We start from the raw sequence: 25,426 nt of genomic DNA on the forward strand, positions 1-25,426 counted from the left end.
CCCCCGTTACTGTCGTAGGCGTGGTCTACTTCGACGCCGCCTCCACCGAGCCTCTGCACCCGGCGGCACGTGATGCGCTGGTCGGCGCGCTGGAGGGCGGCTGGGCCGATCCCCAGCGGCTCTACGGCTCCGCCCGCCGTACCCGCATGCTGCTCGAGCGGGCCCGTACGCAGGTCGCGGCCGTGCTCGGCGCGCGGCCGGACGAGACGTCCTTCACCTCTTCCGGCACCCAGGCGGTGCACCTGGGGCTGCTCGGCACCCTGCACGCGCGGCGGCGGGCCGGCCGGCACCTGGTGGTGAGCGCGGTCGAGCACTCCAGCGTGCTGCACACCGCCGGGCAGCACGAGCGCGACGGCGGCAAGGTCACCACAGTGGGCGTCGACCGCTCCGGCCGGGTCGACCCGGAGGAGTTCGCGGCGGCGCTGCGGCCCGACACCGCCCTGGCCTGCCTGCAGTCGGCCAACCACGAGGTCGGCACGCTCCAGCCCGTGGCCGAGGTCGCCGAGGCGTGCCGGGCGGCCCGCGTGCCGCTGTTCGTGGACGCGGCCCAGTCCGCGGGCCGGGTGGCGATCCCCGGCGGCTGGTCGGTGCTGGCGGCCTCGGCGCACAAGTGGGGCGGCCCGCCCGGCGTCGGCGTTCTGGTCGTCCGCAAGAACACCCGCTGGCGCTCGCCGCTGCCCGAGGACGAGCGGGAGAGCCGCCGCGTCCCCGGCTTCGAGAACGTCCCCGGCGCGGTGGCCGCGGCGGCGGGGCTGGAGGCGTACCGCAAGGAGATGGATCTCGACGGCCCGCGCCTGTCGGCCCTGGTCGAGCTGATCCGCGAACGCGTCCCCCGGCTGGTCGGAGACGTGGAGGTGATCGGCGACCCGGTCGAACGTCTCCCCCACCTCGTCACCTTCTCGTGTCTCTACGTCGAGGGCGAGGCCCTGCTGACCGAGCTGGATCGCCTGGGATTCGAGGTCTCGTCCGGAAGCTCCTGTACGGCCGATACGCTCCGTCCCAGCCATGTTCTGGAGGCGATGGGAGTGATTACTCATGGAAATGTCCGGGTATCGCTCTCCCGCGGGGCGCGAGCGGCCGATGTCGACCGCTTCCTCGCGGTCCTTCCGGGGGCGGTCGAGCGTCTCCGTCAGACCAGTGGAGTGACCGGGTGAGCGGGCAGAGTTCAAGCGAGGAGTTCGGCATATGGGCCTGAAGCGCCGCCGCGCCGTGCGGGAGGCCCCGCCGGAGCCGCAGCCGGTGAGGACCGGCCCCCGAGCGCTGGTCACCATCGACGCGCTGGGCCGTAAGTGCCCGATTCCGATCATCATGCTGGCCGAACGCATCGGCGAGGTGCCGGTCGGCGAGATCATCGCGGTCAAGGCCGACGACGTCGCGGCCCGTACGGACGTGCCCGCCTGGTGCCGGATGAAGTCGCAGGACTTCGTCTGGGAGGAGACCCTCCCGCGCGGCTGGGCCTTCCACGTGCGCCGCACCTACTGAGACGGCGGCCCCGGAGAACGATCTCCCCGGGGCTCGCGTGGCGGCCGGTCAGGCCAGGACGTGCCGGGCGACCTCGTCGGCGGCCTCCTGGCCGTACGCTCCGGCGAAGCGCTCCACGAACTGGTGCTTGTGCAGGGTGTACTCCTGCGGCCCGGCGACCTCGAGCACGTGCGCGGCGAGCAGGTTGCCCGTCTGCGCCGCCCGCTCGATGGACAGCCCCCACGAGATCGCGGACAGGAACCCGGCGCGGAAGGCGTCGCCCACTCCGGTCGGCTCGACCTTGCGGACCTCCGGGGCGGCGTCGACGTGCAGGCTCGGCTCGCCCAGGCGGTCGATGCGGACACCCTTGGGGCCGAGAGTGGTCACGCGTACGCCGACGCGCTCGAGGATCTCCTCATCGGACCAGCCGGTCTTCTGCTCGCACAGCGACTTCTCGTACTCGTTGGTGAACAGGTACGCGGCGCCGTCGACGAGTTCGCGCACGTCGTTCATGCGGGCGAGCTGCTGGGAGGGGTCGGCGGCGAACGGGATGCCGCGCGTACGGCACTCCTCGGTGTGGCGGAGCATGCCGTCGGGGTCGTCGGCGCCGATCAGCACCAGGTCCAGGCCGCCGACGCGGTCGACGATGGGCTGCAGCTCGATCTCGCGGGCCTCGCTCATCGCGCCCGCGTAGAAGGAGGCGATCTGGTTGTGGTCATCGTCGGTGGTGCACAGGAAGCGCGCCGTGTGATGGAGCTGGGAGACGTACACGGACGCGGTGTCGACGCCGTGCCGGTCGAGCCAGGACCGGTAGTCGGCGAAGTCGTCGCCGACCGCCCCGACCAGGATCGGGGTGTGCCCGAGGACGGCCATGCCGAAGCAGATGTTGGCGGCGACGCCTCCGCGCCGGATGTCGAGGGCGTCCACCAGGAACGACAGGGACACGGTGTGCAGCTGTTCGGGGATGAGCTGGTCGGCGAACCTGCCTGGGAACGTCATCAGGTGGTCGGTTGCGATGGAGCCGGCAACAGCGATGCGCACGACGTCGATCTCCTCGGTCGTTTCGGTGGCCTCGTCTTTGCCGCGAGACCATCTCGAACCAGTGGGGCAAAAACCCGGCAAGACTACTGCCTCACCGGGGCCGGACAGGCAGATGCCCGTGCCCGGTTGACCCCGGGACACGGGCATCCATCATCGATCTTGTGGCTTAAGGCTCAGTGAAATGAGTCACCGCAGGCGCAGGAGCCGCCGGCGTTCGGGTTGTCGATCGTGAAGCCCTGCTTCTCGATCGAGTCGACGAAGTCGATCGTCGCGCCCGACAGGTACGGAACGCTCATCCGGTCGATACGGACACTGAGCCCGCCGAAGTCCTGGATCGCGTCGCCGTCGACCTCGCGGTCGTCGAAGTAGAGCTGGTAGATGAGGCCCGAGCAACCGCCGGGCTGGACCTGCACACGCAGCGCGAGGCCTTCTTCGCCCTGCTGATCGAGCAGGCTCTTGGCCTTCTCCGCCGCAGCGTCGGTGAGGACGACGCCCTTCTGGGTGGAGGTGTCGGCTGAAACCGTCATGTGCTGACTCCCGGATGGCTCGGCCGTCCCATGACGACCGTCGCTGTTGGCTTTTCCCTCCTGCACAACGTACCCGCTGCCCCTGGCCATTCCCTACTTCGTGCGTGTGTTCCTGGCCGCATACCGCCGCATACTGCTGAAGACCCCCACACTTCGTACTCGTCGCACCAGGTCGTACAGTATCGTCAAAGCGACGATAAGCCTCTCTGGAGGGGGTACCCCAGTGACCACCAGCAGCCTGCTGATCCTCGGGCGCGGCTCGGATCCGGCCAGTGAACGAGGCGTCTCCTGCCCCGGCGAGCTTCCGCCCGCCTCCGACCCCACGCTGGTGGAGCGCGCCCGCGTGGCCAAGGCCGCGCTCGGCGACCGGCTTTTCGTGCTCGGCCACCACTACCAGCGCGACGAGGTCATCCAGTTCGCCGACGTGACCGGCGACTCGTTCAAGCTCGCCCAGGAGGCCGCGGCCCGCCCGGACGCCCCCTACATCGTGTTCTGCGGCGTGCACTTCATGGCCGAGTCGGCCGACATCCTCACCACCCCGGACCAGCGGGTCGTGCTGCCGGACCTGGCGGCGGGCTGCTCGATGGCCGACATGGCGACCTACGACCAGGTCGAGGAGTGCTGGGAGGTCCTGGAGGACGCCGGCATCGCCGACGACGTGGTGCCGGTCACGTACATGAACTCCTCGGCCGACATCAAGGCGTTCGTGGGCCGGCACGGCGGCACGGTGTGCACCTCCTCCAACGCCCGGCGGGCGCTCGAATGGGCCTACTCCAAGGGCTCGAAGGTGCTGTTCCTGCCCGACCAGCACCTCGGGCGCAACACCGCCGTCCTGGAGATGGGCCTGTCGCTGGACGACTGCGTCGTCTACGGTCCGAACCGCCCCGGCGGCGGCCTGAGCACCGCCGAGCTGCGCGACGCCTCGATGATCCTGTGGCGCGGGCACTGCTCGGTGCACGGGCGGTTCAGCCTGGACTCGGTCGAGGACGTACGCGCCCGGATCCCGGGCGTCAACGTGCTGGTCCACCCCGAGTGCCGCCACGAGGTCGTACGGGCCGCCGACGAGGTGGGCTCGACGGAGTACATCATCCGCGCGATCGAGCAGGCGCCGTCCGGCTCGGCCTGGGCGGTCGGCACCGAGCTGAACCTCGTGAAGCGCCTCGCCGCGCGCCACCCCGACAAGACGATCGCGTTCCTGGACAAGACCGTCTGCTTCTGCTCGACCATGAACCGCATCGACCTGCCGCACCTGGTGTGGTCGCTGGAGTCCCTGGCGGGCGGCGAGGTGGTCAACCAGATCACGGTGGACGAGGAGACCGCGCGCTACGCCCGCGCCGCCCTCGACCAGATGCTCGCGCTGCCGTAATACCCGCGCGGCATCACAGCCGCGGGAGCAGGTCTTGGACCGCGGGCCGGCGCCGCGACCAGAGTGGGAGCCCTACCGAGAGAGGGGCTCTCATGAAGGTCTTCATCACCGGAGGCTCGGGCTACATCGGCCGGGCCGTCGTCGAGACGCTGGTCCGGCGGGACGTGGCGGTCACGGCGCTGGCCCGCGGCGAGGCCTCGGCACGCACGCTCGCCGGACTCGGCGCGGAGCCGGTCCGCGGTTCGCTGACCGACCTGGGCGTGCTGCGCGAGGCGGCCCGCACGTCGGACGGCGTGATCCACCTCGGCCAGCACAACGGCGAGGACACCGCCGGGGTGGACCGCGCCGCCGCCGAGGCGCTGCAGGACGGCGCGGGGCCCCGCCCGTACGTGCACACGGGCGGCGTCTGGGTCTACGGCGACACCGACGGCGTCGCCGACGAGGACGCCCCGCTGAGGCCGCCGCGCGTGACGGCGTGGCGCCTGGAGAACGAGAAGCGCGTCCTCGCCCGGGTGGCCACCGGCGAACGCCCGATCGTGGTGATGCCGGGCGTCGTCTACGGCCGCTCGGGCGGGCTGGTCGAGTCGTTCTACGCCGCCCCCGGCCGGGCCTCGGGCGCCGTGCCGTGTGTGGGCGACGGGTCCAACCACTGGGCGATGGTGCACGTCGAGGACGTCGCGGAGCTGTACGCGCTCGCGCTCGCCGCGCCCGCCGGGTCCGTCTACGCCGGCGTCAGCGACCGGAACCCGGCCGCCGGGCAGGTCGCCGCCGCGGTCGGGCGTGCCGTGGGCGCCCCCGTCGAGCGGCTCACCCTCCAGGAGGCCGAGGAGCGGATGGGGCCGATCGCCGAGGCGTTCGCCCTCGACCAGCGCCTCACCGGGGCCCGCGCCCGCGCGGAGCTGGGCTGGCGGCCCGCGCACCTGGACCCGCTGGAGGAACTCGCCCGCCCGTGACCTCTGGATAGGCTGGGGCCGGGAGATTCACGTGGATCTGGACCTGCGCAAGGTTCGCTACTTCGTCGCGGTGGCCGAAGAACTCCACTTCGGGCGGGCCGCCGAGCGGCTGCACATCGCCCAGCCTGTGCTGTCCCGGCAGATCCGGGCGCTGGAGGACGAGCTGAAGACGCGGCTCTTCTCACGCGACCGGCGTGCCACCGCCCTGACCCCGGCCGGCGAGCAGCTCCTGGCCGACGCCCGGCCGCTGCTCGCGGCGGCCGAGGCCACGCGCCGCCGGCTGGCCCGCGCGGCCCGCGGCACCGAGACGTTCACGATCGGCTTCATGCCCGGACTGATCGTCACCGGCGCCGTACGCGAGCTGTCCCGCCGCCATCCCCGCCTCGGCGTCGAGGTGGTGCGGACCGGCTGGGACGACCAGATCGAGGTGATCCACGACGGCCGGGTGGACGTGGGCTACGTACGGCTGCCGGTCGACCGGCGCGGCCTGGAGGTACGGGACCTGTTCACCGAGCCCCGGGTGGCCGTGCTGCCCGCCGGCCATCCTCTGGCGGACAGGGACGCCCTGCGCGTCTCCGACCTCGCCGGCGAGCGCCTGCTGCAGGACCCGGCCGCCGTGCCGGAGTGGCCGGTCTCCGGCGTCGAGCCGCCGCCGTCGATCCGCACCGTCGAGGAGAAGCTGGAGCACGTCGCGGCCGGGCACGGGGTGGTGGTGCTCCCGCTGTCGACCGCGACGTTCTACTCTCGCCCCGGCATCGCGCGCGCCGAGGTCTCCGGCCTCGGCCCGAGCGCGGTCTGCCTCGCCTGGGACGCCGCGCGCCCGAGCCGGCTGATCGAGGAGTTCGCCGCCATCGCCGCGGAGCACGGCACCGTCTGACCCGTTCCGCTCAGCTGTTCCGGTAGGCGACCTGGTGCGCCATCGCGCCGAGCTCCCGCTGCCAGCGCTCGTCGAGCGGGGCCGCGTCGATCGCCGCGCGGCCCTTCTCGACGAGCCGGTCGATGTGCGCCTCCACGTCCATGCGGACGCCCGTCTCGTCGAGGAGCCTGCGCACCTCCGCCGGGTCGCGCTCCGCTCCGAGCACGAACTCGCGCGTCCGCCGGTCCCGGTCCATGGCGAGCCCCATCAGCAGCGTCATCTTGTGCTGCTCGATGTCCAGGCCGACGGGCTTGCCGGTGGCGTCGGAGTCCCCGAAGGCGTCCATGAGGTCGTCGCGGAGCTGGAACGCCTCGCCGAGCGCGTCCCCGTACGCCTCGAACGCCCCTTCCAGCTCCGGCCGGCCGGCGAGGGTCGCGCCGATGAGCAGCGGGCGGTGGATGGTGTACCGGCCGGACTTGACGACGGCGATCCAGCGGGACAGCGCCACGTCGGCGGAGAACTCCGCGGCGACCACCACGTCCATGAACTGGCCGATGATCAGCTCCGACCGCAGCTCCGCCCACGCCGCGCCGAGCGACGGCGAGGCCTCCGACATCATCTGGTCCGCGTAGATCAGCGCCAGGTCGCCGGCGAGGATCGCCACGCTCTCCCCGTACCGTCGTGGCTCGCCCTCCCACCCGTTCCTGGCGTGCTCGGCGGAGTGCCGGGCGTGCACGGTCGGCAGGCCGCGCCGCCGCGGCGACGCGTCGATCACGTCGTCGTGGATGAGCGCGCAGGTGTGCAGCATCTCCAGCGCCGAGGCGGCCGCGACGATGTCCTCGGACGCCGGGTCACCGCCCGCGGCGAGGTAGCCGGCGACGCAGAACGCCGGGCGGATGCGCTTGCCACCCGAGTCGATCAGCGCGGTGAGCGCGTCGATCGGGGCGGCCGCCCGCGCGTCCACCCTGGTCCTCAGCTCGCGTTCGGCGGCGAGGAAGTCGTGGAGGCGGGTCTCGACGCGCCCGAGCAGCCGCCCGCACAGCCGTGCGGGTGAGGCGGGGTCCGTCGAACCGTCGTGCGGCGCGGTGGTGATCTCAGTGGCCACGCTGTCTCCTTGTCGAGGGCTTCGGGGTTCGGCGTCGGTTCACGCGGATCGGGCCTCGGCGTCGGTGACGAGGGCGTGCAACTCCTCCGTGGTGATCGGGCCGAGCAGGGTCCGCATCGGGACGGTGTGGCCGAAGGCGGACTTGATCTTGGTACGCAGCTCCACGGCGAGCAGCGAGTCCAGGCCGATGGCGCGCAGCCGGTCCGCGCCGCGGACGACCGCCACGTCGGAGATCTTGAGGGTGTCCATGATGAGCGACTCCAGCGAGGTGGCCTGCCCGGCCGGCTCCGCGCGCGCCGTCTCGGCCGGGGGCGGGGAGACGTCGCCGACCGGGCGCAGCTCGTGGAGCAGGGCGTCGCGCCGCAGCACGTCGTACCGGCCGCCGAGCTCCGCCCAGTCGGCCGGGTAGCAGACCGGGAGGTCCCCGCGCGGCGCCGCCATGACGTTCCAGAGGAAAGCGTGGCCGTCGTCCGCGCCGATCTCCTGGACCCCGGCCGGCGTGAACGAGCGGGTCGGGTCGAGGTCGCGCAGCATGCCGGCCCCGGCCCAGAAGCCCCACCGCACGCCCCGCACGCGTACCCGGCCGCCCGCCGCGGCGAGGATGCCCTCCAGCGCGGCGTTGGCCGCGCCGTAGTGGGCGAACTGTGGTGAGGCCAGCACCGCCGAGGCCGAGGAGTAGGCGACGAGCATGTGCGCGCCGGCCCGTTCGGCGGCCTCGACCAGGTTCCGGGTGCCGTCGACCTTCGGTCCGAGCACCCGGGTCCAGTCGGCGCGCTCCAGCTCGGTGAGCGGACCGGCCGACAGCCGCCCGGCGAGGTGGAAGACGTACACCTCGTCGGCCTTGACCCGGCTCAGCCGCTCGTAGAGCGTGTCGGCCGCCCGCGCCGCGCCGATGTCGCACCGCAGATGGCCGAACGGTCCCCCGGGGTCCTCGCGCGTCCCGACCAGGATGATCTCCTCGAATCCGCGGGCCGCCAGGTCGGCGGCGAGGGCGGAGCCGAGCCCGCCGTACCCGCCTGCGATCAGCGCCGCCCGCCGCCGCGCGGTCCGTTCGGCGGGCCGGTCGTCCTCCCGCCGTACGGTGCCGGGAGCGGTGCGGGCCAGCGTCGTCTCGATCTCGGCCGGAGCGGACCGGTGGCCGAGCGACCGCGGCCAGGTGCTCGCCGGCGCCAGCTCGGGCAGGGTGAGCGCGGCCCCCTCCCCACCGATCAGCAGGTCGACGTCGGGCAGCTTGGACGCCGCGCCGAGCGCGACGCCGACGCGGCGCGGTGCTCCCGGGTACGCCGTGGTCGTCAGGGCGGCGATCGCGGCCCGCAGCAGCGCGGCGCGGTCGGAGTCGCCCGGCAGGAGGAGGTCGTCTCCCGCGCTCAACCGGGCCACCTCCACGATCCGCCGTGCGGTGTGCGCCGCCCACAGCACGTCCGGCATCCGCTGTGCCTGCGAATACCGCCCGGGCAGGGGCCGGACGCCGATGCCGCGCGGCCCCCGGTCCGGGTCGGACCAGACGAGTTCGAGGTCGCAGGCTCGCGCCGGGTCCAGCCGTACCTCGGCGGACCACTGGTCGAGGTGGCGTTCGCGGGGATGGGAGTACGGCGGGCGGGACCTCGGCGGCCGATCGGTCAGCCGCGCCGCCTGCAGCGCGCCGGCGCCGTCGCGGCGCACCCGGTGCTCGCCGCGTACGGAGAGCTCGCGGATCGACGGGAGCTCCCCGAGCGGCTCACCGGCGGCGACGGACACGACCGCCACGGCGAGGGAGGGGATCTCCGCCGGGAGCGCTCCGGCCAGGGAGAACAGGAACGCTGTGCCGGCCGCGGCGAACTCCCCGGCCGGCGGGTGCTCGACGTCGGCCACGACGATGCCGAGCGGGACCCCGGCCTCGGCGGCCGTACGGGCCAGCCGGGTGAGCACCAGTCCGAGTCCGGCGAGGTCGTCGGTCATCGTGCCCGCCGGGCGGTCCGGGAAGGTACGGGCGTCGACGAGCAGTTCGCGGCCGGCGCCGATCCCGGCCACCATCTCGGCGAGGTCGAGGTCGCCGAGGCCGAGTGGCGAGCCGAACAGGTCGAAGACGCGCTGCTCGCCCCCCGTGGCGGCGCCGGTGAGCGGCACCCAGCTCCGCCACAGCGCCGGGATCGCCGGCCGGTTCTCCAGCGGGCGGATGCGCACGCCCTCGCACCGGACGGCGAGACGGTCCTCGGCGTCGAGCACGGCGATGTCGAAGCCGGCCCCGGTGGCGGCCGGCGCGACGATCGACCGGACGCGCCCCCGCAGCCGGTGCCGGTGGAAGGTCATCCGGTCCACCCCCTCGAAGTAGAAGGGGCACCGGGGTTCGGCGCCGTGGACCATGCCGTAGTGCACCGCCGCCAGGCCGTGCAGCGCCGCGTCGAACAGGGCGGCGTCGATCTCACCGCCGATCGGGAGCGGCTCGCCGAGCTCGGCGGTGACGTACGCGTGGGAGGTCGACGCCCAGAGCTCGGTGATGGAGCGGAACGGCCCGTCCCAGAGGTTCCCGGCCGCGGCGAAGTCGCGGTAGAAACCCTCGACCGGCAGCGGGGACAGGTTCAGCGGCAGGTCGATGACCGCCTCCGGGGAGCCGGCCGGCGCGGCCGTCGCGGCCGTCGCGGTGCAGCACAGGACCGGGGCCGCCGCGGGGTCGGTGGTGAAGTGCACCTCCACGTGCGGCCCGGTACGCGTGACGGTGAGCGCGAGGTGATCGGTGTCGTCGTCGATGACGATCGCCTCGACGAACCGCACCGAGTCCAGCCGCAGCGCCTCACCGTCCCGCTGCAGGGCGCGCACGACGTGGCTGAGGGTCAGCGTGCCCGGGACCACGATCTCGCCGTTCACCTGGTGACCGGCCAGCACGCCCAGCTCCCGCCCGCTCAGCCGGAAGGTCACCGGCTCGGCCTCGGCCGCGGGCCTTGGCGACGCCGGCGCGCGCCCGGCGGGGCGGAGCGGCGGGACCGTACGCGGCGTGAGCCTCGGCGCCAGGGCGGTGGCGAGCTCGGAGGTCCACGGCGGCAGGCGGTCCGGGCGCAGCGGGACGTTCGCCGCGTGCAGCGCGCCGATCACGGCGCGGAGGAAGTCGTCGCCGTCGAGCGCGTCGGTGGCCAGGACCGTCCCGCTGAACTGGGCGCGCAGGTGGCCGGCCAGCACCGCCCGCGGCCCGATGTCGAGGATGACGCCGTGGCCGTCGCCCGCGAGGCGCGCCGCCACCGGCGGCAGCTCGACCGGGACGCGCAGGTTGGCCAGCCAGTGCCCCGGGGCCATGGCCGTCTGCGGCACGGCGGCGGCCGTGGTGGTGGAGGAGTAGAACGGCACGTCGGCGGTCCGGTCCCGGCCGATGGCCGTCGCGACGGGGGTGAAGGCCGGGATCGCCGGCTCCACGAACCGGCTGTGCGAGCCGAAGGTCACCTCCAGCGCGCGGGCCTCGTGCCCCTGGGCGACCGCCAGCTCGGTGACGGCGTCCACCGCGCCGGCGGGACAGGCCAGCACCACACAGCCCGGGCTGTTCACCACGGCGACGTCCGCCGACGGCGGGATCCAGGCGCGATCGCGGGCCACGTCCTCCCCGGTGATCACGATCATCCGGGTGTCGCCCGAGTGCGCCCGTACCGCCTCCGTGCGGGCCACCAGCAGGTCCGCGGCGGTGTCGGCGTCGAGGGCGCCCGCGACGCACGCGGCGGCGATGTCGCCGAAGCTGTGCCCGAGGACCGCGTCCGGGCGCACCCCGTAGTCCGTCAGGGTGAACGCGATGGCGAGCTGGGAGGCCCAGGTGGCGTACGGCTGCAGCGCGGCGGGGACGGCGTCGCCGCCGTCGAGCAGGTGCCGTTCGCCCTCGGGGAGCCGGTCGCGCACCGCGGCGTAGCCGGTGTCCAGGTGGGCGCGCAGGATCGGGTCGGCGACGGCGGCGGGGTCCAGCCAGTGCGCGCCGAAACCGCCGAAGGCGAAGACCAGCTTCGGCGTCTCGCGCCAGAGCCCGGCGATGAGGCCCGCGCCGGACGTGGTGACGGCCCCCTCGTCCGGGGTGCCCGCCCGCCGCCGTCCGGTGGAGTGGTTGAGCCGGTACGCCAGCGCCGCGTCGACGCGGTCCCGGTCGCCGGCCTCGCCGCCGGCGGGCGGCGCCACTCCGGCCGAGGTGAGCCGCGGCAGCGACGGGCGCGGCCGGGGCACGTCGTCCGCCGGCCGCGGTGGCGCGGCGAGGACGGCGTGCGCGTTGGTCCCGGTGATGCCGAACGAGCTGACGCCGATCACCGCGTCGTCCGGCAGCGGCAGCACGCCGTCGACGTGCGCGAACAGGCCGCGTCCGGCGTCGGCCAGCTCGGCCCGCAGCTCGCCGTGCGCGAGCATCGGCGGCACCGCGGAGTTGCTCAGGCTGAGGGCGGCGACGACGAGGCCGGCCAGACCGGAGGTCGCCTCGCAGTGCCCGATCCGGGTCTTCACCGACCCGACCGGCAGCGGCCGCGCACGGCCGGCGAAGACCGTGGCGAGAGCGTCGAGCTCGACCTGGTCGCCGACCGTGGTGCCCGTGCCGTGCGCCTCGACGTAGCCGACCTCGGCCGGCGCGCGTCCCGCCAGCGCCAGCGCCCGGCGGACGACCTCGACCTGGCCGTCGGCCGACGGGGTGACCAGCGAGCCGCTGCGGCCGGCGTCATTGCCGGTGGCGACGGCCTCGATCACGGCGTAGACGCGGTCGCGTTCGGCCAGGGCGTCTTCCAGCGGCCGCAGCACCACCGCGACGAAACCGTCGCTGCGCACGAACCCGTCCGCCCGGGTGGTGCCGAACTTGCAGCGCCCGTCCGCGGCCAGCATGCCCGACCGGTGGAACGACAGCGTCTCGTACGGGTCGAGGACCAGGTTGGTGGCGGCGGCGATGGCGACGGAGCAGTTGCCGGTGAGGATGTTGTCGATGGCCGTTCCGACGGCCGCCAGCCCCGACGAGCACGCGGTGTCGATGGTGATCGAGGGCCCGGACAGCCCGAACACGTGCGAGAGCCGGCCGGACAGGCCGCTGCCGGTGTTGCCGACGTTGCTCATGGCGTCCAGGCCCGCGTCGTGGCGGGCGCTGAGCCAGTAGTCGCGGGTGATGCACCCGGTCACGACGCCGGTCGTGCGCCGCTGCAGGTAGTCGAGGGTGAGTCCGGCGTCGCCGATGGCCTCGAACGCCGTCTCCAGCAGGACGCGCTGCTGCGGGTCCATCACCTCGGCCTCGCGAGCCGAGATGCCGAACGCCGGATGGTCGAACTCCTCCCACCCGTCGACGAACCCGCCGGTGCGGCACACCTCGGCGAAACCAGGGTCGGTGACGTCGTGCTGGGCGAGGAAGCGCGCCCGGCTCTCCGGCGCGGACCCGATCTCGGTCTCCCGGCGGCCGAGCATGCGCCACACTCCGGCGGGTCCGCGCCCGCCCGGCAGCCGTGCGCCGATCCCGACGACGGCGATCGGTCGATCCATCAGCCACTCACTCTCGTTCGTCCACGGAGGATTTCGCGGGCACGGCGCCGTCCACCTCGGACAGCGCCCGCCCCGGGCAGCAGCTGACGGCGTGGCGGAGCAACGCCGGGTCGGCCGTACGGGCGGCGCCGTCGTCGATCACGACGAGCCCGCTCTCGTCCTGGCCGAAGATCTCCTCGGCGATGAGCACGCACATGCCCGCGCCGCAGCAGCGGGACCGGTCGGCACGGATCACGCGCTATCCCCCGGCGGACCGGCGCACGAGCAGCCGGGTCAGGCCGTGGACGATCGTGTCCGACTTCATCTCGTACGAGTCGAGGCTGAAGGTGGCGTACCGCTGCAGGAAGACCCGCAGCGCCACGGTGATCTCGACGCGGGCGAGTTGCTGGGCCACGCACTGGTGGACGCCGAAGCCGAAGGCGAGATGCCCGCGGTCGCCGCGGCCGACGTCGAGCCGGTACGGGTCCGGGAAGCGCCTGGCGTCGAAGTTGCCGGCGGGCAGGGAGATGGTGATGGTCTCCCCCGGCTGGATCACGACGCCGGCCAGCTCGACCTTCTCCAGGGCGGCGCGCGAGATGCCGTACTGGATGATGGAGAAGAACCGCAGGAACTCCTCCATGGCGTCGGCGATCGCGTCGTCGGAGCCGGCGATCGCCCTGGCCGTCTCCGGGTTCTGCAGCAGGTGCAGATAGCTCAGCGCGATCATGTTCGTGGTGGTCTCGTGACCGGCGGTGTAGAGCTGGAAGGCCACGCTCGTCATCTCGGCGTTACCGAGCCGCCCGTCGTCGACCATGTTGGTGACGAAACCGGGAGCGTGGTCCCGCTGGCGCCGCGACACGACCGCGCCCAGCTCGTCGAAGATGGTGCCGAACATCTGCCGTACCTCATCGGCGGTGGACTCCAGCGACAGCATCCGCTCCAGGCAGTGGGTGAGCGTGTGGCTCACCTCCTCCTCGACCCCGAGGAGTTCGGTGATCACCAGGGCCGGCAGCGGTGAGGCGACGTCCGCGACCAGGTCGGCCGTCTCGCCGGCGCAGGCGTCGAACAGCGTCTCCGCCCGCTCGGTGACCCTGGCCTGCAGTTTGCGCATCTCGCCGAGGCGCAGCGCGGCGGCGACGATGCGCCGGTAGTGGGTGTGCTCGGGCGGGTCCATGCCGACGAACATGCCCGGCCGTTCCTCCGGCGGCTGGCCGTCGCCGATGGCCTCGTGGATCGCCGAGTGCCGCAGGTCGGGCCGGGAGCTGAACTCCGGCCTCATCAGGACCGTACGGCACAGCTCGAAGTCGGTGACGAGCCAGCCGACGTGCCCGTCGGCGTACCTCAGCCGGTGGATGGGCCCGGCTCCGGCCATGTCCATGAGCCCGTCCGGAAGCTCGAACACCGAGGCCCGTCCGCGCGGGATGGTGGGCCCGGACTCGGCCGGGCTGGTCGATAGTTCGGTCACTGCCGCTCTCCGATCTGGGTGAGGGTGTGCGCCACCGCGTCGATGACGGCACGCACGTCGCCCGGTGCGAGGTCGGCCGGATCCGCGATGAGCGTGATGTCGACGGCGCCCGTCGCCGGGCTCTCGTTCACCGCGATCATCGGCAACGCCGGGATCGAGGACTGCGGCGCGATGAGAAGCCTCCCCGCGGTGGCGAGCCGCGGGAAACGGCGCGTCGCGCCGCGTGCGTTCGAGACGACGAGGTGCGCGGGAAGGTTGTTCTCGGGCAGGTACCGCCGGCCGTCGAGGAACGGGGCGGTGGGGGCCACGGCCTCGATCTGGTCCATCAGCTCGGCGTCGTACTCCCGTGCCGCGGCGAGCACCGCGTCGACGGTGCGCGCCGGGCGCGGCATCCGCATCAGCGCGCCGTGGCTGCAGTTGCCGATGGCCCGCAGGGGGAACTCCCCCGCTCGCAGGGGATCGGCGAACACCCGGCAGTCCACCGGCACGCCCACACGGCGGCCTTCGCCGTCGCCCGTGAACGGCGCCGCGGCCACGGCGATCACCGCGGTCAGCGACACGGACTCGGCGGCGCACACGTCGTCGATCGCGCGCACCCGCGGCGCCTCCAGGTGCAGAGTCGCCGGACGCGCGGGCTTCAGCGGCGGCGCCGGGGCCTCGCCGAAGAACAGGCGCGTCTCCCGTAAGGCGCCGGCGGGCTGCGGGACGCCGAACACCCTCTCGGCCGCGATCGGCCAGTCCCGCGCCGTCTCCGGCGGTATCGACCCGGCGCCGGGTCCGGCGCCGAGCTCTCCGAGCAGGTGGTCGAGGATCGAGAGGATGCCCGTCACGTCGCACAGTGCGTGGTGCAGGCGGCCCGAGATCTCGGTGACGCCCGGCCGCGCGGTGCCGACGGTGAACGCCGACAACGCCGTGTCCACGCGCACGTCCCCCGCGTCCGTCTCGACCGCGGGCGCGGTCCCGGTCTCCTCGAACGCGAAACCGTCCGCCGTACGGGCGATGCGGCCGCCCAGCCGGGGAAAGGAGGAGTACATCCGCCGAAGGCCGCCGGCCGCCGCGGCCGGTGTCACGGAGGCGGGCACCTCGGCCGCGAACCCGGTCTGCCAGTCGAGGAACGCGTGGTAGGCCTCGCTCGGCTCCAGCAGGCGCGTCACGACGGCTCACCCGCCGTCTCGGGCAGCCGCCGTACGGTGGCGCCGACGGCTCCCGGGATGATCGTGGCCAGCGGGCGTCCCTCCGGGTGCTGCGCCGTGGCCGACTCCAGGTGCACCGCCGCCAGCATCTCCGCGACGACGATCCACATCATCTGCCAGGCGTACTGTTCGCCCACGCAGTGCCGGGGCCCGAGGCCGAACGGCGTGTAGGACCCCTTGGCGGCCGGGCAGGCGCCGGCGCCGAAGGTCTCGGGCTCGAAGGCGGGGCCGGCCGGGAAGTGGGTCCGGTCCCGGTGCATGGCCCACGGGCTGTACATGACCTCGGTTCCCGCGGGCAGCGTGACCCCGCGCAGCTCGGTGTCGCGGGCGGTGCGCCGGGAGATGACGAGGATCGGCTGGCGGCAGCGCATGAGCTCCGAGAGCACCTTCTTGAGCAGCGGCGCCTCCGTCAGGTCCGGCTCGTACTCCACTCCACGCCGCCGCGCGCCGGAGAGTTCGTCGCGCAGGGCGTTCTGCAGGGCCGGGTCGGCGGCCAGCTCGACCGTCAGCCAGGACAGCGCCGTGGCCGCGGTCTCGGCCCCGGCCATGGTCACCGCGACGATCTGGTCGGCCATCTCGTCGGCGGTCAGCGGCTCGCCGTCGGCGCCGCGCACCGTCCGCATGACCGAGATGAGGTCCAGCCGGTCCGGTTCCGCCGCGCCGAGTGAGTTCATGGCCGCGGTGATGGCCGCGCGCAGCCGGTCCATCGCGGTGTCGTGCAGGCGGTTCCGCCTGGTGGGGATGCGCAGGTACCAGCTGGGAACCACGGTGCGGAACATGATCGCTTCGAGGGTGAGCCCGAGCCACTCGTGGATCCGGTCGAACTCCCCGCGGTCGATGTCGGTGCCGAACATCGTCGCGGCCAGGAGCTTGAACGTCATCCGGTGCAGCGCCGCGTCGATGTCCAGGGTGCGGTCCCACTGCGCCAGCTCGTCGCGGACGACCGTCGTCATGAGGCCGCGCAGCCCGACGACGTGGTCGCGCTTGAAGAACCGGTCCAGGTAGTCGCGCTGCCTGCGGTGCTCGGCCCCGTTCGCGAGGACGACGCCGTTGCCCGCGAGCCGGCGCACCCGGTCGTAGAACAGGCCCTTCTCGAAGTCGCCGCGCCGGTCGACCAGCATGTCGTTGATCAGCAGCGGATCGGCCAGGAAGACGAAGTCCTTGCCCAGCGCGGTGAACACCTGGACGTCCGCCGCGCGGTTGAGCGCGGTCACCTTGGCCAGCGGATCCCTGGCGAGCCGTAACAGCTCCCGGATCAGCCCGAGGCGCCGGTGGACGCGGACGGAGTACCCGGCCGCGCGCTCACGCCAGTCCTTCGGCGACGAGGTCGGCGTAGCACTTGTCGGTGAAGAGGGTGCCGCCCTCCTGGAGCTGGACGACTTGGGGATACCGGCCATCCCACTGATGCCTTTCTCCGTTGTAGCGCGTGGTTCGGTAGGACCAGTCGACGTTGCCGCACATCATGTGCCACAGCAGCCCGCCGTAGACGCTCACCGCGTGGTCGCCGCCGAGCGCCGAGACCGTCTCGCGCAGGGCCCGGCGGAAGGCGATCTCGTTGCGCTGCACTTCGAGCCCGACGCGGTCGAAGGCCTCCTGGACCGACAGGTCCTCGCTGAGGATGAGCGTGGCGACGGCGTTCACGGTGTCGTCGGCGTCCGCCTCCGCGCGGAAGGAGAACAGGTCGTTCGCGAGCGCGATGTGGTCGAGCGCGTGGCCGACCAGGCGTTCGCGGTACGCCGAGCCGTCCACCGCCTCGGCGGCGAAGGGGGGTACGAGCGCCTCGCCCAGGGCGAAGTACATGCCCATGCCGACGCTGTTGCGCCGCATCCGCAGGTAGGTGTCGAAGTCGTAGACGGCGTCGGAGTTGCGGTAGTAGACCTCCTCGACGCAGCCGACGAAGAACCGCAGGACCTCGTCGTGGAAACTGCGCCACACCTCGTCCGAGAGGTACGTCCGCAGCGTGGACAGGCACTCGCGCAGCGGCTCGAACCAGATGGCCAGGTCCTCACTCGCCGAGGCGCCGACGGTGCCGCCCTCGAACAGCGCGTCGATGGCCGCCTTCATCTCCGCCGCGTACGCCGGATCGCTGCCGAGCCGGTCCTTGTCGACCAGGGCGTTGTCGAGGATGGAGAGGTACTCGGTGTACCTCGCCGCGGTGACCAGGAACTCGTACGGCGCGGTGGGCAGGACCAGGATGGTCCACAGCGACGCGCGCTCGGCGAGCAGCGTGGTCAGCGCCGGCGGGGACAGCAGGTCGGCGAGCCCTTGACGGCACCACTTCTGGCTGTCCGACACCACCTGGCCGGCGTCGGAGCGTTCCAGCGCGGGCGCGCAGTGCTGGAAGCTCGGCAGCAGCACGTGGGTGCCGGCGAGAGTACGGGTGAAAGTCTCGGCCATGGTTATGCGCTCTCGTCCGCAGGTACGGGGAACGGGTTCATCGCGGCACCACGGCTCTCAGCCGGATCGGCAGCGCGCCCGGCACCAGCGCGCCCATCGCGGCGGGCGGCACCTGCTGGCCCGGCTGCAGCGCCATCTGGTAGCGCTGGAGGATGTTGAGGACGGCGATGGAGATCTCGATCCACGCGAAGTGCTCGCCGATGCAGTTGCGGACGCCGGCACCGAAGGGCAGGAACGCCGTGCGCGGGTACTTCTTGGGATCGTCGAGCCAGCGGCGCGGTTTGAACTCGTCGGGGTCCTCGTACACGCTCTCGTCCCGCTGGATCGCGTACACGGAGTAGAAGACCTGGGTGCCCGGCGGCAGTTCGTGACCGCCGAGGCTCGTGGTCCCCAGGGTGCGCCGGCCCAGCGCCCACACCGGCGGGTACAGCCGCAACGACTCCTTGATCACCGCTTGCAGCAGCGGCAGCCCGAAGATGGCCTGCACGGACCCGTTCGCGTCCATGTCGAACCCGGTGACCTCGGCGCGCAGCTCCTCCTGGATCTCGGGGTGGCGGGCCAGCAGGTAGCAGCACCAGGCCATGGCGCTGGGCGTGGTCTCGGACCCGGCGGTGAGGAAGGTCAGGAACTCGTTCAGGATCTGCGCCCGGTCGTTGTCCTTGCGGGTGACCTCGTCGTCGGTGTCGGTCAGCACGTTCATGAGGTCGGCCCGCGCGCCGCTCGCGCGGTCCGCGCGGAGCCGGTCGTCGACCAGCCGGTCGCCGAGCGCGCGCAGGTCGGCGATGGCCGAGTGGAACGCGCGGTTCTCCGAGGTCGGGATGATGTCGAACAGGCGCGGCGGCAGGGCTCCGCGCTTCTCGATCCCCGAGATGACGATCGGCATCTTCTCGCGGACGAGCTCGACGTCCGCGTCGCTCATCTCCGTCGAGAAGAGAGTGTCGATGACGACCCGCGTGGCCAGCCGGTAGAACTCGGGATAGAGCTCCACGACGTCGCGGCCCGCCCACGACTCGACCATGGCCGTGCTGTAGGTGTGCATGGCGTCGATGTAGTCGTTGACCGACGGCTTGTTGAACATCGGCTGCATCAGGCGGCGCTGCCGGAAATGCAGATCGCCCTCCGCGAGGAGCACGCCGTTTCCGAGCATCGCGCGCGCTCGTTCGTACTGGATGCCCTTGTCGTACTTCTTGGCGTCGGGCACCAGGATTTGGTAGAGCAGTTCGTGATTGGAGATCAGGCAGGCGTCCTTCCACCCGATCTTTATGCGCGACAGCGGCGCGGTCCGTGCCGCGCTGCTGAAGAACTTCAGCGGGTCCTGCCAGATGTTGAGGATGTGTCCGATGAGCGGCTTGGCGTGCGGTACCAACGGCGGTTTGGCGACCATGACTGGAATTCCCCTCACCAGCGGATGGGCAGCGAGCTGAAAGCGCGGAACACATATCCGCCGGGCAGCCGCTCGGGTGGCGCCGCCTCGTCGAAACGCGGCGCGGACGGGACCGCCTCCAGCAGCGCGGCCAGCGCCAGGCGCGCCTCCACACGGCCGAGATGGGACCCAACGCAGCGGTGGATGCCGTGCCCGAAGCCGATGTGCTTGTGGCCGCCCGCCATCGGGTCCGCCGTCGTGCCGTTCGGCCCGGCGAGAAGCGGATAGGCCCCGATCGCCAGGTGCAGCCGCGCGCCGGCCGGGACGGTGACGCCGCGGATCACGGTCTCCTCCTCGACCGAGCGGGGCGTGCTCTGCACGGAAGGGTCGGCGGCGAGCGTCTCCTCGACGAAGTCGGGAATGGCGCCGGGATCGCCGGCGAGCCGGTCCCAGCGGCCGGTCTCGATGAGCCGGGCCACCGCGTTGCCGATGAGGCCGGAGGTGGTCTCGTGCCCGGCGGCGATCATGACCCGGATCGCGACGATGATGTCGTCCACCTCGTGCACGGCGCCCGGTGTGCCGATGGCGTCGGCCATCTCCAGGATGAGGCTGGGCCGCCGCTCCGCACGGATCTTCGCGATCAGGTCCCGCACGTAGTCGTCGTAGGCGCGGACGGAGCCGGCCGCCTGTGTCTGCTGCTCCGGCGGCAGCGGGGCCACCTGCAGCGCGAGCCATAGATCGTTCCACTGCTTGACCTGAGCCCGGTCGTCCTCGGGGATGCCGATCATGTCGGAGATGATTTTGATCGGCAGCGGGTAGGCGAGCTCCCCCATGACGTCGAAGGCGTTCCGGCCGGTCAGGTCACCGCACAGGCCGGTGGCGACGTCGCGGATCTTGGGCGCCAGCCGGTCGACCGCGGCCGGGGTGAACGGCCGGATGAAGGTCTTGCGGAACGCCGAATGCGCGGGAGGCGGCTCGTTGAACAGTGCCGTCCGGTAGAAGAGGGTGTCGTCGAGGATCGCCCGCGCCTCGTCGCAGACCGGAACATGGCCTTCCAGATTATGGACGCTCGTGTACTTGTCGTGATCCTCGAGTATCTCGAAGATCAGGGCGGGGTCGGTGACGACGTACTCCGCGGGGCCGACCGGGGTGAGGGGCGCCTCGGCGTTCAAGGCCCGGTAAGTGGAGTACGGGTCGGTCATGAAGTCGTGGACGGTACCGGTTAACGACACATGCCTCTCCAATATCACGCAGCATGAAAAAACAACGGCGATGACGACGATGGAAGCGCCCGTTGCAGGGGGCTGCATTCATACGCCTAATGGCGCTACGCAAAGCAGCGTGAGCGATATTCGGCTGGTTGCTTTGTACTCAGGTGAAGTTACCAACCGGCCGACTGTGCATCAAGAGTTCTTTTTGCATCGTCGGCGAAGGCGCGTAGCAGCTTATTGCCAATGGCATTTCACGGCGGCCGTCCGTGTGCGGTTCAGGCGAGCTTCAGCAGGAGGCCGGCGAGCTCGGCCGGCATGGTGATCATGCAGTCGTGGCCGGTCGGCAGCTCCCACACCTGCGCCGGGGTGCCGTTGGGCTGGATCGCGGGGACGGGCCGCCGGGTGAAGCCGTCCGGCTTGCCGACGGTGCAGTGGATGTGCGTGCGCGGGATCGCGTCCGCGGCCGGGTCGTCCAGGCGGACCGGCTGCTGGAGGCAGCGCACCGGCTGGTCCGACAGCATCGTGCGCAACCAGGCGACGTCCTCCGGGTCGGTGACCCCGAACAGGCCCATGGGCGGCGGCATCTCGGGGAGCGGCGGAACGCGCCAGCCGCTGTCGGACTTCAGGGTGAGGTCGATCAGGGCCCGGGTCACCGGCATGACGTCGGCCGCGGTCTCACCGTCTTCCGGGACCATCGCGTCGAGGTAGACCAGGTGCGCGATCCGGTCCGGGACCCGGTCGGCCACGGACGCGATGACCAGCCCGGCGTAGCTGTGTCCCACCAGCACCACCTCGGTGAGGTCCTCCTCGGTGATCAGCCCGACGATGTCCTCGACGTGCGTGTCCAGCCCCACGTCGGGGCCGAGCAGGTGCGCCCTGTCGCCGTAGCCGGTCAGCGACGGCGTGAGCACCCGATGCCCGGCCGAGGTCAGCGACGGGACCATCCGCTCCCAGCACCGCCCGCTGTGCCAGGCACCGTGGACCAGTAGATATGTGGACATGACTCTCCCCCACTCGATCTGGCATGATAGAGAAACGGGACAGCGTCCCGGTTGCTCGATCGACGATATGGGACGTTGTCCCGTTTAGCAACGGCCGGTGGGAAGGACATGGTGGACGAGCGCGCGGTACGGCCCAAGCGGGCGGACGCCCGGCGCAACGAGGAGGCCCTGCTCAACGCGGCCGCCGCGGTCTTCGTCGCGTCCGGCGTCGAAGCGCCCATCCGTGACATCGCGGCCGAGGCCGGCGTCGGGACGGCCACGATCTACCGTCACTTCCCGACGCGAGCGGACCTCATCATCGCCGTCTACCGGCACCAGGTCGAGGCCCTCGCGCTGGCCGGCCCGGACCTGCTGGAGACCAGCGCGAGCCCGCATGCCGCGCTGGCGCAGTGGATCGACCTGTTCGTCGACTTCCTGGTCACCAAGCTCGGGCTCGCCGCCGTACTCCAGTCCGACGACCCCTGCTTCGACCCCCTGCACTCCTACTTTCTCGAACGGCTCGAGCCCGTCTGCGCCGAGCTGCTCGACGCCGCCGGGATCCGCTCCGGCCCGGACGCCTATGAGCTCATGCGGGGCGTCGGCGGCCTGTGCGCGGGCGCCGGCGGCAACCACCACTACGACGCGCGCCGGCTGGCCCGGCTCCTCATCGCGGGGCTAGGCGGGCCGCACTGACAGGGCTACAGGCCCGGTGCGCCCCAGACGGGGAACCAGCGGCTGAGGTCGCTCTCCACGGGCAGGTCGGCGCCGACCGCGCCGCGTACCTGGAGTTCGAGGGCGTTGTCCCGCTTTTCCCCCGACGTCGGGGCGAAGGGGTAGAACGTGCCTCGCTTGTAGAGGTAGACGAGGCCGATGCGACGGCCGTCGGGGCCGGCGAAGGCGACCACCGAGCACAGGAGCTGCGGGCCGAACCCGCCGGACTCCAGCGAGGCGTTCACCGCGTGGATGTCGGTGACGAGACCCTCGAGGTCGGTGGGCTCGTGCCGGGTGACCAGCCAGGTGTAGCCGTAGGAGTCGGTGCTCAGCTCGATCTTGGGCCCGTCGCCGCCGGAGTCGAGCAGCTCGCGTACGTCGCTCTCGATCTGGGCGAACGCGGCGCCCTCGGCGGCACGGAAGCAGACCGCGCCCACGCCCGTGGGCTTGAGCGCGGCGGCGGCCTCCAGCGTGATCGCCGCCGTGGGCAGCGCGAACAGCCGGTCGAGGTCGGGCTTCTTCGGTTTGGAGCGCCCGAGCAGGGCGTCGAGGAAACCCACCTCAGACGCCCTGGCCGAGCTGGGCGGAGATCGACGCGAGCTGCTCCAGCCGCTTTTCCAGCGGCGGGTGGGTCGAGAAGAGCGAGGAGATGCTGAACCCCTTGGAGAACGCGGGCGCGAAGTAGAAGGCGTTGAACGGCTCGGCCGCCCGCAGGTCCTTGGTCGGGATGCGGGCCATGTCGCCGGTCACCTTGGTCAGCGCGCTGGCCAGGGCGGACGGCCGCCCGGTCAGCACCGCCGCCGCCCGGTCGGCGGACAGCTCGCGGTAGCGCGAGAGCGCGCGGGTCAGCAGGAAGCTGACCGCGTAGACGGCCGCGCTGACCGCGATGACGATCAGGAGCACGGTCGCCGTGCTCTGGTCGTTGTTGTTGCGGTTGCGGTCGCTGAAGCCGCCCCACAGGCCCCACTCCAGGCCGAACCGCGTGAGCAGGCCGGCCAGGATGCCCAGGAACGACGCGATCGTCATCACCGCGACGTCGCGGTGGGCGACGTGCGCGAGTTCGTGGGCGAGCACGCCCTCCAGCTCGGTGGTGTCGAGCCGGCGGAGCAGCCCCGTGGTGACACAGACGACCGCGTTGTCCTGGTTGCGTCCGGTGGCGAAGGCGTTCGGCACGTCCGTGTCGGCCACCGCCACCCTCGGCTTCGGCATGTCGGTCATCGCGCAGATGCGGTCGATGACCCCGTGGAGCTCCGGCGCCTCCTGCTCGGAGACGACTTTCCCGTGCATCGCGAACAGCGCGAGCTTGTCGGAGAAGAAGTACTGCACGAGCAGGAAGATCACGGCTATGACGAGGACGAGCACCCACAACTTGGGCACGAAGACGATGAAGAAACCGACGAAGGCGACGTAGAGCAGCCCCAGCAGGAACATCGTCACCAGCATGCGCGCCGTGAGTCCTCGATCCGGTGCGAAACGAGAACGCGCCATCGTGTTTCCTCCAACCCCCGCCTGCATGTATCCGTTAGAACGCCGGAGCACCTCGTAAGGTGCCAGGGTCAGTCGGGAATGAGTCCCGCGTCCCCGAGCATCGCGCGTACTTCGTCCATCGTGGCGTCGGCCGGCGGAAGGATCAGCTCGGACGGGGCGAGGTCCTCGGCGGGCAGCGTCTTGCCCACCGTGCGGACCTGCTCCAGCAGCGCGTGGAGCGCGCTGCGGAACTTTTCCTCGTCGCCGGAGTCGATCGCCGACTCCAGCTCGGCGTCCAGGATGTTGAGGGCGGCGAGGTCGCCCTCCTGGACGTCCAGCTGCCCCTCACCCATGACTCGGACGATCACTGGCCCTCCCCCGGCTGCTGGGGACGGGGCGCCTGGTACGGCTGGGCCTGCTGCGGCTGGCCCTGCGCCTGGCCGGGCGCGGCGTCGAGCTGCTTGGGCGCCGGGGCCATGCCCAGCTCCGCCTTCATCTGCTCCAGCTCCAGGTCGACCCCGGGGCCCGTCGAGCCCACGCGGTCCAGCTCGGCCTGGATGTCGTCACGGGGCCCGGAGTAGTCCTCCAGGGCGCCCGAGGCGAGGAGCTCGTCGATGGCGCCGGCGCGCGCCTTCATGTTCTCGGTCTTCTCCTCGGCGCGCTGGATCGCCAGACCCACGTCGCCCATCTCCTCGGAGATGCCGGAGAACGCCTCGTTGATCTTGGTCTGCGCCTCGGCCGCGGTGTAGGTCGCCTTGATGGTCTCCTTGCGCGTACGGAAGGAGTCCACCTTGGCCTGCAGCCGCTGCGAGGCCAGCGTGAGCTTCTCCTCCTCGCCCTGAAGCTGCTGGTACTGCGCCCGGAGGTCGTTGAGCTGGCCGTCGAGGCCGCCCCGCCGGGACAGCGCCTCGCGCGCCAGGTCCTCGCGGCCGACCTGGAGCGCCTTCTTGCCCTGGTCGGTCAGCTTGTTCTGCTGCTGCTCCAGCTGGTTGATCTGCAGCTCCAGCCGCTTGCGGGAGGTGGCCACGTCGGCCACGCCGCGGCGGACCTTCTGAAGCATCTCAAGCTGGCGCTGATACGAATAGTCAAGGGTCTCGCGAGGATCTTCCATTTTGTCCAACGCCTTGTTGGCCTTGGACTTGAAGATCATCGACATACGTTTCATCACGCTCATCGCGCGTGGCCGGTCCCTTCGTGCTGGTGCCTCTGCAAACGCTGCTGGGGTTAGCCACCACCCTACGCGTTAACGCTCAAGACAGTCATTATGTTCGCGTCCTGACGCCGGTAGGCTGATCTGCGTGTTCCGACGCCGTACCGATACCGCAACCGAAGAGCCGCCGCAGCCCGTCGAGCCTCCCAAGGCCGAGGGCAAGGGCCGGCCCACGCCCAAACGCCGCGAGGCCGAAAAACGCAACCGGCAGCCGATAACGGCGCCGCGCACGCGTAAGGAGGCCTATCGCCAGGCGCGCGAGCGACAGGCCACCGACCGCAAAAAGTCGCGTGAGGGCGTCGCGCGTGGCGACCAGCGCCACATGCTCAAACGCGACAAAGGACCGGTGCGTCAGCTCGCCCGCGACTTCGTCGACTCCCGGCGGACGTTCGGCGAGTTCTTCATGTACCTCACCATCCTCATCGTCGTGGCCTCGATGGTCGCGCCACTCGCCGTACGCGTCTACCTGCAGACATTCGGCCTGCCGGTGATGCTGGTCGTGATCATCGGCGAGTCGGTGTGGATCGCGAACCGGGTCAAGAAGATGTCCCACGAGCGGTTCCCGGACGAGAGCACGCAGGGCGTCGGCATCTACGCCGCCACCCGCTCGATGCAGATCCGGCGGCTCCGCATGCCCCAGGCGCGGCTGAAGCCGGGCCAGAAGGCCGAGGTCTGACCCGGGCTTAGGCT

The 25,426-nt window shown here is 71.8% G+C and carries 23 protein-coding genes; 7 read left to right on the top strand and 16 right to left on the bottom strand.

The annotated features are described in order from the left end of the window. The first annotated feature begins 20 nt into the window (after window positions 1-20). Both QWU11_RS11535 and QWU11_RS11540 read left to right on the top strand, forming a co-directional pair. On the top strand, window positions 21-1,154 hold the full coding sequence (locus QWU11_RS11535) for a cysteine desulfurase family protein (protein WP_290105157.1): 1,134 nt from the start codon (window positions 21-23) through the stop codon (window positions 1,152-1,154). 31 nt (window positions 1,155-1,185) lie between these two features. Further along, window positions 1,186-1,482, top strand: coding sequence for a sulfurtransferase TusA family protein (locus tag QWU11_RS11540; protein ID WP_354670836.1), 297 nt, complete (start codon window positions 1,186-1,188; stop codon window positions 1,480-1,482). Window positions 1,483-1,530: 48 nt separating this feature from the next. Here QWU11_RS11540 and QWU11_RS11545 read toward each other — a convergent pair whose 3' ends face one another. Both QWU11_RS11545 and QWU11_RS11550 read right to left on the bottom strand, forming a co-directional pair. Then, complete coding sequence (locus QWU11_RS11545) at window positions 1,531-2,502, bottom strand: carbohydrate kinase family protein (protein ID WP_290105158.1); 972 nt, start codon at window positions 2,500-2,502, stop codon at window positions 1,531-1,533. Window positions 2,503-2,675: 173 nt separating this feature from the next. Continuing rightward, window positions 2,676-3,029 carry an iron-sulfur cluster assembly accessory protein gene (locus QWU11_RS11550; RefSeq protein ID WP_290105159.1) on the bottom strand — a complete coding sequence of 118 codons (354 nt, stop codon included), beginning with the start codon at window positions 3,027-3,029 and terminating at the stop codon, window positions 2,676-2,678. 223 nt (window positions 3,030-3,252) lie between these two features. Here QWU11_RS11550 and nadA point away from each other — a divergent pair, with 223 nt between their 5' ends. From nadA to QWU11_RS11565, 3 genes are all read left to right on the top strand, one after another. Then, on the top strand, window positions 3,253-4,395 hold the full coding sequence (gene nadA, locus QWU11_RS11555; protein ID WP_290105160.1) for a quinolinate synthase NadA: 1,143 nt from the start codon (window positions 3,253-3,255) through the stop codon (window positions 4,393-4,395). A 92-nt stretch (window positions 4,396-4,487) separates the two neighbouring features. After that, complete coding sequence (locus tag QWU11_RS11560) at window positions 4,488-5,348, top strand: NAD-dependent epimerase/dehydratase family protein (RefSeq protein ID WP_290105161.1); 861 nt, start codon at window positions 4,488-4,490, stop codon at window positions 5,346-5,348. A gap of 31 nt (window positions 5,349-5,379) precedes the next feature. Continuing rightward, window positions 5,380-6,225: a LysR substrate-binding domain-containing protein gene (locus QWU11_RS11565; protein WP_290105163.1), complete on the top strand. Its 846-nt coding sequence runs from the start codon at window positions 5,380-5,382 to the stop codon at window positions 6,223-6,225. Between the two features lie 10 nt (window positions 6,226-6,235). Here QWU11_RS11565 and QWU11_RS11570 read toward each other — a convergent pair whose 3' ends face one another. The 10 genes from QWU11_RS11570 to QWU11_RS11615 form a co-directional block, all read right to left on the bottom strand. Further along, window positions 6,236-7,309 carry a polyprenyl synthetase family protein gene (locus tag QWU11_RS11570; protein WP_290105164.1) on the bottom strand — a complete coding sequence of 358 codons (1,074 nt, stop codon included), beginning with the start codon at window positions 7,307-7,309 and terminating at the stop codon, window positions 6,236-6,238. Window positions 7,310-7,348: 39 nt separating this feature from the next. Next, a complete protein-coding gene (locus QWU11_RS11575; protein WP_290105165.1) occupies window positions 7,349-12,760 on the bottom strand; it encodes a type I polyketide synthase in 5,412 nt (1,803 codons plus the stop codon). A 7-nt stretch (window positions 12,761-12,767) separates the two neighbouring features. After that, on the bottom strand, window positions 12,768-12,995 hold the full coding sequence (locus QWU11_RS11580) for a ferredoxin (protein ID WP_290105167.1): 228 nt from the start codon (window positions 12,993-12,995) through the stop codon (window positions 12,768-12,770). Window positions 12,996-12,998: 3 nt separating this feature from the next. Beyond that, window positions 12,999-14,204, bottom strand: coding sequence for a cytochrome P450 (locus QWU11_RS11585; protein WP_290105168.1), 1,206 nt, complete (start codon window positions 14,202-14,204; stop codon window positions 12,999-13,001). After that, on the bottom strand, window positions 14,201-15,358 hold the full coding sequence (locus QWU11_RS11590; protein ID WP_290105169.1) for a hypothetical protein: 1,158 nt from the start codon (window positions 15,356-15,358) through the stop codon (window positions 14,201-14,203). Before QWU11_RS11590 ends, QWU11_RS11585 begins: the two co-directional genes overlap by 4 nt. Then, window positions 15,355-16,611, bottom strand: coding sequence for a cytochrome P450 (locus tag QWU11_RS11595; RefSeq protein ID WP_290105170.1), 1,257 nt, complete (start codon window positions 16,609-16,611; stop codon window positions 15,355-15,357). The genes QWU11_RS11590 and QWU11_RS11595 overlap by 4 nt, the downstream gene beginning before the upstream one ends. Before the next feature lie 88 nt (window positions 16,612-16,699). After that, on the bottom strand, window positions 16,700-17,794 hold the full coding sequence (locus QWU11_RS11600) for a terpene synthase family protein (protein WP_290105171.1): 1,095 nt from the start codon (window positions 17,792-17,794) through the stop codon (window positions 16,700-16,702). A gap of 37 nt (window positions 17,795-17,831) precedes the next feature. Next, a complete protein-coding gene (locus QWU11_RS11605) occupies window positions 17,832-19,178 on the bottom strand; it encodes a cytochrome P450 (protein WP_290105172.1) in 1,347 nt (448 codons plus the stop codon). A gap of 14 nt (window positions 19,179-19,192) precedes the next feature. Then, window positions 19,193-20,359, bottom strand: coding sequence for a hypothetical protein (locus tag QWU11_RS11610; protein WP_290105173.1), 1,167 nt, complete (start codon window positions 20,357-20,359; stop codon window positions 19,193-19,195). Window positions 20,360-20,643: 284 nt separating this feature from the next. Then, complete coding sequence (locus QWU11_RS11615; protein WP_290105174.1) at window positions 20,644-21,369, bottom strand: alpha/beta hydrolase family protein; 726 nt, start codon at window positions 21,367-21,369, stop codon at window positions 20,644-20,646. A 108-nt stretch (window positions 21,370-21,477) separates the two neighbouring features. Between QWU11_RS11615 and QWU11_RS11620 the strand changes: the two genes are divergently transcribed. Continuing rightward, window positions 21,478-22,041 carry a TetR/AcrR family transcriptional regulator gene (locus QWU11_RS11620; RefSeq protein WP_290105175.1) on the top strand — a complete coding sequence of 188 codons (564 nt, stop codon included), beginning with the start codon at window positions 21,478-21,480 and terminating at the stop codon, window positions 22,039-22,041. Window positions 22,042-22,046: 5 nt separating this feature from the next. Here the strand turns inward: QWU11_RS11620 and QWU11_RS11625 are convergent, their stop codons facing one another. The 4 genes from QWU11_RS11625 to QWU11_RS11640 all read right to left on the bottom strand — a co-directional run bounded on the left by QWU11_RS11625 (window position 22,047) and on the right by QWU11_RS11640 (window position 24,700). After that, on the bottom strand, window positions 22,047-22,619 hold the full coding sequence (locus QWU11_RS11625; RefSeq protein ID WP_290105176.1) for a hypothetical protein: 573 nt from the start codon (window positions 22,617-22,619) through the stop codon (window positions 22,047-22,049). 1 nt (window position 22,620) lies between these two features. After that, window positions 22,621-23,547, bottom strand: a complete 927-nt coding sequence (gene htpX / locus QWU11_RS11630; RefSeq protein WP_290105177.1) for a zinc metalloprotease HtpX — start codon at window positions 23,545-23,547, stop codon at window positions 22,621-22,623. Window positions 23,548-23,615: 68 nt separating this feature from the next. Next, a complete protein-coding gene (locus QWU11_RS11635; protein ID WP_290105178.1) occupies window positions 23,616-23,894 on the bottom strand; it encodes a hypothetical protein in 279 nt (92 codons plus the stop codon). Then, the gene (locus tag QWU11_RS11640) at window positions 23,891-24,700 is read right to left on the bottom strand and encodes a PspA/IM30 family protein (RefSeq protein WP_290105180.1); all 810 of its coding nucleotides are present in this window, start codon (window positions 24,698-24,700) and stop codon (window positions 23,891-23,893) included. Before QWU11_RS11640 ends, QWU11_RS11635 begins: the two co-directional genes overlap by 4 nt. A 124-nt stretch (window positions 24,701-24,824) precedes the next feature. Here QWU11_RS11640 and QWU11_RS11645 point away from each other — a divergent pair, with 124 nt between their 5' ends. Further along, window positions 24,825-25,412 carry a DUF3043 domain-containing protein gene (locus QWU11_RS11645; protein ID WP_290105181.1) on the top strand — a complete coding sequence of 196 codons (588 nt, stop codon included), beginning with the start codon at window positions 24,825-24,827 and terminating at the stop codon, window positions 25,410-25,412. Window positions 25,413-25,426 lie beyond the last annotated feature (14 nt).

This window comes from Actinomadura sp. DC4, from assembly GCF_030406325.1.
GTDB lineage: Bacteria > Actinomycetota > Actinomycetes > Streptosporangiales > Streptosporangiaceae > Actinoallomurus.

Coding starts and splice junctions, on each gene's coding strand:
- QWU11_RS11540 (WP_354670836.1), top strand. CDS start 1,186: ATGGGCCTGAAGCGCCGCCGCGCCGTGCGGGAGGCCCCGCCGGAGCCG.
- QWU11_RS11550 (WP_290105159.1), bottom strand. CDS start 3,029: ATGACGGTTTCAGCCGACACCTCCACCCAGAAGGGCGTCGTCCTCACC.
- QWU11_RS11560 (WP_290105161.1), top strand. CDS start 4,488: ATGAAGGTCTTCATCACCGGAGGCTCGGGCTACATCGGCCGGGCCGTC.
- QWU11_RS11575 (WP_290105165.1), bottom strand. CDS start 12,760: ATGGATCGACCGATCGCCGTCGTCGGGATCGGCGCACGGCTGCCGGGC.
- QWU11_RS11600 (WP_290105171.1), bottom strand. CDS start 17,794: ATGGCCGAGACTTTCACCCGTACTCTCGCCGGCACCCACGTGCTGCTG.
- QWU11_RS11605 (WP_290105172.1), bottom strand. CDS start 19,178: ATGGTCGCCAAACCGCCGTTGGTACCGCACGCCAAGCCGCTCATCGGA.
- QWU11_RS11610 (WP_290105173.1), bottom strand. CDS start 20,359: ATGACCGACCCGTACTCCACTTACCGGGCCTTGAACGCCGAGGCGCCC.
- QWU11_RS11615 (WP_290105174.1), bottom strand. CDS start 21,369: ATGTCCACATATCTACTGGTCCACGGTGCCTGGCACAGCGGGCGGTGC.
- QWU11_RS11620 (WP_290105175.1), top strand. CDS start 21,478: ATGGTGGACGAGCGCGCGGTACGGCCCAAGCGGGCGGACGCCCGGCGC.
- htpX (WP_290105177.1), bottom strand. CDS start 23,547: ATGGCGCGTTCTCGTTTCGCACCGGATCGAGGACTCACGGCGCGCATG.
- QWU11_RS11640 (WP_290105180.1), bottom strand. CDS start 24,700: ATGAGCGTGATGAAACGTATGTCGATGATCTTCAAGTCCAAGGCCAAC.